Origin of the sequence: Comamonas sp. GCA5, from assembly GCF_036541385.1 — a bacterium.
GTDB lineage: Bacteria > Pseudomonadota > Gammaproteobacteria > Burkholderiales > Burkholderiaceae_C > Comamonas > Comamonas aquatica.
Genome location: NZ_JAZHFR010000143.1, coordinates 1 through 4,533 on the forward strand (window position 1 = coordinate 1; position 4,533 = coordinate 4,533).

3 protein-coding genes and 1 pseudogene are annotated in these 4,533 nt (G+C 67.9%); all 4 read left to right on the forward strand.

What is annotated here, in order from left to right:
- The first annotated feature begins 236 nt into the window (after positions 1–236).
- Positions 237–1,058, forward strand: a complete 822-nt coding sequence (gene xdhC / locus SJH88_RS18540; protein WP_274755321.1) for a xanthine dehydrogenase accessory protein XdhC — start codon at positions 237–239, stop codon at positions 1,056–1,058.
- A gap of 218 nt (positions 1,059–1,276) precedes the next feature.
- Positions 1,277–2,572, forward strand: a complete 1,296-nt coding sequence (locus SJH88_RS18545; protein WP_274755322.1) for a urate hydroxylase PuuD — start codon at positions 1,277–1,279, stop codon at positions 2,570–2,572.
- A gap of 172 nt (positions 2,573–2,744) precedes the next feature.
- Positions 2,745–3,368 carry a Crp/Fnr family transcriptional regulator gene (locus SJH88_RS18550; protein ID WP_043384551.1) on the forward strand — a complete coding sequence of 208 codons (624 nt, stop codon included), beginning with the start codon at positions 2,745–2,747 and terminating at the stop codon, positions 3,366–3,368.
- Between the two features lie 171 nt (positions 3,369–3,539).
- A pseudogene (locus SJH88_RS18555) lies at positions 3,540–4,533 on the forward strand (hypothetical protein); the annotation flags it as partial.

Sequence of the window (4,533 nt, forward strand, 5' to 3'; positions counted from 1 at the left end):
GGCCCCCGCGCTGCCGGTGGCGGGTGGCGGGGACGAGGGCGCCACGCCGCAGGCTGCCAGGATGGCGGTCATGGCGGCGGCCATGCCGCCCCACAGCCAGTGGCGTTTAGGATGCTCGGAACCGGGTCGGTGCTTGTCAGTCATGGTGCAAGCTTATCGCCATCCCGGGGATGGGACGAAGTGGCAAGACTTGTGCTTGCGATGGTGACGTGCATGAAACAAACAAGGTGGATCTCGTGAATGCTTTGGAACGCCTGCGGGCCGCCGTACGCCAGGCCCCGGTGTGCCTGGTCGAAGTGGTGGCCACGCAAGGTTCGGCCCCACGCGGCCCGGGTGCGTGGATGGCGGTGCAAGCCGAAGGGCTGATCGGCACCATCGGCGGGGGGCACCTGGAATGGGAGGCCACGCGCCTGGCGCGCGCATGGCTGGCCCAGGGCTTGCCCGGGCAGGTGCGCAGCCTGCGCCTGGCCCTGGGGCCTTCGCTGGGCCAGTGCTGTGGCGGGGCGGTCGATCTGCGCCTGACGGCCGTGGGCGCCGCCGATGGCGCCGTGCTGGACCGCCTGCAGGTACCACACCAGCCGGTGGCGCTGTTTGGCGCCGGCCATGTGGGCCACGCCCTGGTGCGGGTGCTGCAGCCGCTGCCGTTTGCCGTGCACTGGGTGGACAGCCGGGACGGCATGTTCCCGGCATCGCCGCTGCCGCAGGTGCGCTGCGAGCACTCCGAGCCAGTGCAAGAGGCCGTGCGCGACCTGCCCGCGCAGGCGCTGGTGCTGGTGATGAGCTTCAGCCACACCGAGGACCTGGACATCGTCGCCGCCTGCCTGCGGCGCCAGCGCGTGCGGGGCGACCTGCCCTTCGTGGGCCTGATTGGCAGCGCCACCAAGTGGGCGGTGTTCCAGCGCCGGCTGGCGCAGCGGGGCTTCAGCGCGGCCGAGATCGCCCACATCACCTGCCCGATCGGCCTGCCCGGCATTCCGGGCAAGGAGCCCGAGGTGATCGCCATCGCCGTGGCGGCACAGTTATTGCAGCTGCGGGCCCAGCAGCTTGCAGCCGCCTGACGGGGCCGTGCTGGGTCCTTGGTAGTTGCCCGGGGGCAGGCTGAATTTGCAGTTTTTGGCGACAAAAATTGCATACACTTTGACGAAAGACAGGTCGCAGCGGTGCCCACGATGTTGTTACAACCCAGGTGCGCGGCCCATTCTTCTGCTCAGAGCGCCCGCAGTGGTGAGCAGGTTGATCTTCCAGGGCAGCCCTTGTGCTGCCGGAGTTGAGTGCTATGGAAAGCTATATCCTCGACTGGGCCAACCTGCTGTTGCGGTGGCTGCATGTCATTACCGCCATCGCCTGGGTGGGCTCGTCGTTCTACTTCGTGTTCCTCGACAGCAGCCTGACCCCGCCGGTCGATGAGGACCTGAAAAAGCAGGGCGTCAGCGGTGAGCTGTGGGCCTTGCACGGCGGCGGCTTCTACCACCCGGTCAAGTTTGCAGGCGCACCGCCCAAGTTGCCCGGCCACCTGCACTGGTTCTACTGGGAAAGCTATACCACCTGGCTGTCCGGCTTTGCGCTGCTGACGGTGTCCTACCTGTGGAATGCCAAGATCTACTTGGTCGATCCTGCCAACCCGCTGATGTCCAGCCAGATGGCCATCGTCGCGGCCCTGGCCTTCCTGGTGGTGTTCTGGTTCCTGTACGACAGCATCTGCCGCGTCTTCGGGCAAAAGGACGGTGGCGATGCCACCGTCGGCGCGCTGGTGCTGGTGCTGGTCTGCGTGGCCGCCTACCTGGCCTGCCACATCTTCCCCGGCCAGGCCGCCTTCCTGCTGATCGGTGCCATGCTGGCCACATCCATGAGCGCCAACGTGTTCTTCTGGATCATCCCCGGCCAAAAGAAGATGGTGGCTTCCATCAAGGCCGGTGAACCCGTTGACCCCATCCACGGCAAGCGCGGCAAGCAGCGCAGCGTGCACAACACCTATTTCACCCTGCCGGTGCTGTTTGCCATGCTGTCCAACCACTATGGCTGGCTGCACAGCCACCCGCAGAACTGGCTGGTGCTGATCCTGATGATGTTTGCCGGCGCTGCCATCCGCCAGTTCTTCGTCATGCGCCACGGTTACAAGCTGGGCCGCAACCCCCATCCCTGGAAGTACGCCGCTGTGGGCGTGGTGGTGCTGCTGGGCGTCATCGCCTGGCTGCGCCCGGCCCCACTCGCGGCGGTTGCCGCCAACCCGGCCGTGATCGCCCCCGTGGGCCAGTCCGTGGTGCAGGGGGAGACCGCCAAACCTGTGGTCGAATCGGCCTCCAGCGCAAGCACGGCAAGCGCAGGCAGCTATGAAAAAATGCACGCCATCATGCAGCAGCACTGCGTGGTCTGCCACAGCTCCGCCACGATCGCGCAAAAGAACGTCAAGTTCGACACCCCCGCCGATGTGAAGAGCCATGCCCAGCAGATCTATGCCCAGGTGGTGCAGCTGCGCAAGATGCCCTTCGGCAATCCCGGCGCCCTGAGTGCCGAGGAGCGCGACAGCTTCAAGCAGTGGTTCGAATCCGGAGCGCCCGTGCCCACCCCCTGAGGTCGTACGCCGGCCGTGTCCATCCCTGCAGGCCCGCAGCCGTGGTTGCGGGCCTTTTTTTGCGGGCGCCGCAACCGCTGGCCGGCACGCCGGTCGGGGCCCGTCTGGCGTGGCATTCATTATTGATGTGGCTCAACACCGTCCGGACAGCGCTGCGGCACAGTCCGTGACCATGTTCCACATTCCATCGTTCGATCCATTGGCCCAGGCTGAGGTGGTTTCCGCCGGCCAGCTGCTGCGCCAACGTGGCTCACGTCCCGACTCGGTCCTGTACCTGGACAGCGGCTGCGTGGTGCTGGGTGTGCTCGAAGACGGGCAGATGCGCCACCAGCTCGGCGTGGTGGAAGGCCCGGCGTGGCTGGATGCCGCCTTCGCCCTGACGGGCAGCAGCTGTGGTGTGGATATGGTCACCGATTCGCGGGTGCGCCTGCGCCGCATCTCGCTGGGCGCATTCCAGCACAGCCTGCAGTCCCTGCCGGACACGGTGGCCACCCTGGTGCGCGACATGGCCCAGGGCTACTGCCAGCAGACGGAAACCGCCGTCAGCCGCCTGGCACAGGATGCTGAGGCCCGCTGCGCCCAGTGGCTGCTGCGCCATGCCCAGCATGCCGACAACGGCACCATGTGCGTCACGCTGAACCAGCGCAAACGCACGATTGCCGCGCAGCTGGGGATTGCGCCCGAAACCTTTTCGCGCGTGCTGCGCCACCTGCGCGAACATGGCCTGATCGCCGGCACGGGCAATGTGCTGAACCTGCCCCAGCCCAGCGCACTGCAAAGCGTGGCCGGCATCTGAGCCCGCGCGCCAGCGCAGCAGGGGGACGCAACCAGGAGGCCGCAAGGCCTCCTTGGCGTTTGTAGGGCACGGACTTCAAGGGTTCCACCGGAACAACGCCCCGCCCAGTCCTGCCTATAGTGGGGCGTGATCAATTCCAGCAAACCCGCTCCTGCCCCCCTGGCTGACGCAGTGACCGACTGGCGCGGACTGCGTCTGCTGGTGCTGGTGCTGGCGGCCCTGGTGCTCACGGTGGCGGCGTTTGGCGCCTGGTGCCTGGTGCAGGTGGTCGATGCCCGCACCCAGGAGCGCCTGGTGGCCCAGCAAAACACCGAGGCCGACCTGTGGGCGCGCATGCTGACGGCGCGCATGGAAGCCCAGCAGCGCCTGCTGGTGTCGATCGCCCAGGGCATGCACACCAGCCTGCTGGACAAGCCGGCCGTGCTGGATGCGCTGATGCAGCAGGAGGGTTCCACGCTGCGGCTGTTCGACAGCCTGCACGTGGCCCTGCCCAGCGGCTCCATCACCCACCATGGCCTGGGCGGCGCGGTGGTCGAGATCGACACCAACGGGGTGGAGGCGCTGCGCCGCACGATTGCCGAGGGCAAGCCCAATGTGGTGCAGATCCAGACGCCGGAAGACGCCAGCCACCTGCGTGTCCTGCTGACCGTGCCCATGCGCCGGGCCGATGGCGCGGTGGCTGGTGCCCTGGCGGCGGTCTCCAAGCTGCCCCTGGCCACCCTGATCCCCGAACCGCTGGGCGCCGTGCCCGGTCTGCAGTACGTGCTGCTGGATCCGGACGGCGTGGTGCTGGCGCATTCCGATGTCACGCAGCGCTGGAAGCATGCGCGCGAACTGTGGGAGGCCCACTGGGCGGAGTGGCAGTCGCTGTCCAAGCCTTCGGCGTCCAGTGCGCAGACCGTGGCCTGGGGGGCGCGGCTGGTGACGCGGGTGGGCCTGCCCCTGCCGCAGTGGCAGGCAGTGATCCTGCGGGACATGTCGGGCGACATGCTGGGCAACCAGGGTCTGGCCGTGCAGACCTGGCTGATGCTGGGCCTGGGGCTGGCCGTCCTGACGGCCTTGGCCGTCTGGGCGCTGTGGGGCTGGCTGGCCCCCTGGCCACGCCATGCGGGCGCTGCGGTGGCTCCCGGCACGGCCGAGGGGCTGACGGCCCACCGCCACGGCG